Origin of the sequence: Streptomyces turgidiscabies Car8, assembly GCF_000331005.1 — a bacterium.
In the GTDB taxonomy this organism is placed as follows: Bacteria; Actinomycetota; Actinomycetes; order Streptomycetales; family Streptomycetaceae; genus Streptomyces; species Streptomyces turgidiscabies.
In genome coordinates this window covers 1-2,471 of sequence record NZ_AEJB01000105.1, presented here as the reverse complement: position 1 = coordinate 2,471, position 2,471 = coordinate 1, and the positions used below count along the sequence as shown (strand labels likewise).

The following is a 2,471-nucleotide window of genomic DNA, read 5'->3' as shown; positions in this document are numbered from 1 at the left end:
CGTTTGAGGACGAGCGCGTTCAGCGCGAAAGGGGGTCCGGGGGCGCGGCCCCCAGGGATGGGACGGGTAGGGGCGGCGGGGGCGAGGAAACCCTGCCCCGGGAATGCACCCCCCGTCTCAAAGGTTGCCCGTCTCGCAGGACGCAAAGCGTACGGGCGTACCCTGGTGTACGCCGAAGAATCGAAGCTAAAGGGAGCCATCGTGTCCGCAGTCGCACCCGACGGACGCAAGATGCTGCGCCTGGAGGTCCGGAACGCCCAGACCCCCATCGAGCGCAAGCCCGAGTGGATCAAGACCCGGGCGAAAATGGGTCCCGAGTACACGAAGATGCAGAACCTCGTGAAGAGCGAGGGCCTGCACACCGTCTGCCAGGAAGCCGGCTGCCCCAACATCTACGAGTGCTGGGAGGACCGCGAGGCCACCTTCCTCATCGGCGGTGACCAGTGCACCCGGCGCTGCGACTTCTGCCAGATCGACACCGGCAAGCCCGAGGCCCTCGACCGCGACGAGCCCCGCCGGGTCGGCGAGTCCGTGGTCACGATGGACCTCAACTACGCCACCATCACCGGCGTCGCCCGCGACGACCTGGAGGACGGCGGCGCCTGGCTGTACGCCGAGACCGTGCGCCAGATCCACCAGCAGACCGAGGGGCGCGCGGAAGGCCGTACGAAGGTCGAGCTGCTCGCGCCCGACTTCAACGCCGTACCGGAGCTGCTGGCCGAGGTCTTCTCCTCCCGGCCCGAGGTCTTCGCGCACAACGTCGAGACGGTCCCCCGCATCTTCAAGCGCATCCGCCCCGGCTTCCGCTACGACCGCTCGCTCAAGGTCATCACCGACGCCCGCGACTACGGTCTGGTCACGAAGTCGAACCTGATCCTGGGCATGGGCGAGACCCGCGAGGAGGTCAGCGAGGCGCTGCGGCAGCTGCACGAGGCCGGGTGCGAGCTGATCACCATCACGCAGTACCTGCGTCCGACGGTCCGGCACCACCCCGTCGAGCGCTGGGTCAAGCCGCACGAGTTCGTCGAGCTGAAGGAGGAGGCCGAGCAGATCGGCTTCTCCGGGGTCATGTCCGGCCCGCTGGTGCGCTCCTCGTACCGCGCCGGCCGCCTCTACCAGATGGCCATCGAGAAGCGTGGCGCTTACATCGCCTCCCAGGCGGTCTGAACGAGCCCCGGGCCCGGGTACGGCTGCTGACGTACCGTCACTCTCCCTGCCCAGCAGGGGTGCGGCCCAGGTACGACAGAGGTGCAGCAGACGTGTGAATTCGCGCACAAGACACTACCCGCCGGTAACGGCCGATTCCGTGCGGTCCTGACCGTCCTCGCAGCTGAGGGCATACGTCAGGGCCGCATCGGCGTTTTCGCCTTCCGTATCAAGGCTTCATCGGTGTTTGACCGGCAAGTCACGCCCTGGTAACACCAATCAGTGACCCTGGTTTTACACGATGTGCACCCTTACCCAGAGCCGTCCCGAGGGGGGACCTCCATCATGCAGGCCGCGCCCGTCAGCGCCACTCCCATCCCGTCCTTCACCGACGCGCTGCGCGCAGTCGAGTCGTTGCTCATGGGCAACGGCCAGCGCATCGCACGCCAGAACGCCTGGACCTCCGTGCTGGAGGACCGCCGCCGCGCCAAGGACCGGGTCGAGGCGCAGCGCGTCCTCGAACAGTCCGTGGCCGTCCACCTCTGACCGCCGTTTCACGGTTCCCCGACGACACCGCCGTCGTCGGCGCTTCCGAGGCCACGTAGACTCACGGCATGGCGAGGAAGGAACCCGCGGCGGACGCCGCGAACCCCGGGCGACTCAAGCAGATCGCTCTGACGTACAAAATGACCCGCAAGGCCGACAAAAAGATCGGTCTTGTACTCGCGGCTGTCGGAATCAGCACCCTCGGTGTCTTCCTCGCGATCGGCTTCCTGATCGGTCACCCGATCTATCTCGGCATTCTCGGCCTCCTGCTCGCCTTCCTCGCGACGGCGATCGTGTTCGGGCGCCGGGCCGAGCGGGCCGCCTTCGGGCAGATGGAGGGCCAGCCGGGCGCCGCTGCGGCCGTGCTGGACAACATCGGCCGAGGCTGGACGACGACTCCGGCGGTGGCGATGAACCGCAGCCAGGACGTGGTGCACCGCGCGGTCGGCAAGGCCGGCATCGTCCTGGTCGCCGAGGGCAACCCGAACCGGGTGAAGAGCCTGCTGGCCGCCGAGAAGCGGAAGATGTCCCGCATCGTCGCGGACGTGCCGGTGCACGACCTGCTGGTCGGCACGGGTGAGGGCCAGATCGAGCTGAAGAAGCTCCGCACGACGATGCTGAAGCTCCCGCGCGTTCTCGCCGGCCCCCAGGTGACCGCCACCAACGACCGGTTGCGTGCGATGGGCGACCTGATGAGCAACATGCCGCTGCCGAAGGGCCCGATGCCCAAGGGGATGCGCATGCCGCGCGGCGGCAAGATGCGCTGACGCGAGCGAGAT

The 2,471-nt window shown here is 68.0% G+C and carries 3 protein-coding genes; all 3 read left to right on the top strand.

Annotated elements, in window-relative coordinates; genetic code table 11:
• Positions 1–201: 201 nt before the first annotated feature.
• The 3 genes from lipA to STRTUCAR8_RS06040 all read left to right on the top strand — a co-directional run bounded on the left by lipA (position 202) and on the right by STRTUCAR8_RS06040 (position 2,459).
• Positions 202–1,167, top strand: coding sequence for a lipoyl synthase (gene lipA, locus STRTUCAR8_RS06050; RefSeq protein WP_044471709.1), 966 nt, complete (start codon positions 202–204; stop codon positions 1,165–1,167).
• A gap of 324 nt (positions 1,168–1,491) precedes the next feature.
• Positions 1,492–1,692, top strand: a complete 201-nt coding sequence (locus STRTUCAR8_RS06045) for an SCO2195 family GlnR-regulated protein (protein ID WP_006374601.1) — start codon at positions 1,492–1,494, stop codon at positions 1,690–1,692.
• 68 nt (positions 1,693–1,760) lie between these two features.
• Positions 1,761–2,459, top strand: coding sequence for a DUF4191 domain-containing protein (locus STRTUCAR8_RS06040; RefSeq protein ID WP_006374602.1), 699 nt, complete (start codon positions 1,761–1,763; stop codon positions 2,457–2,459).
• Positions 2,460–2,471: the final 12 nt, after the last annotated feature.

Coding starts and splice junctions, on each gene's coding strand:
- STRTUCAR8_RS06045 (WP_006374601.1), top strand. CDS start 1,492: ATGCAGGCCGCGCCCGTCAGCGCCACTCCCATCCCGTCCTTCACCGAC.
- STRTUCAR8_RS06040 (WP_006374602.1), top strand. CDS start 1,761: ATGGCGAGGAAGGAACCCGCGGCGGACGCCGCGAACCCCGGGCGACTC.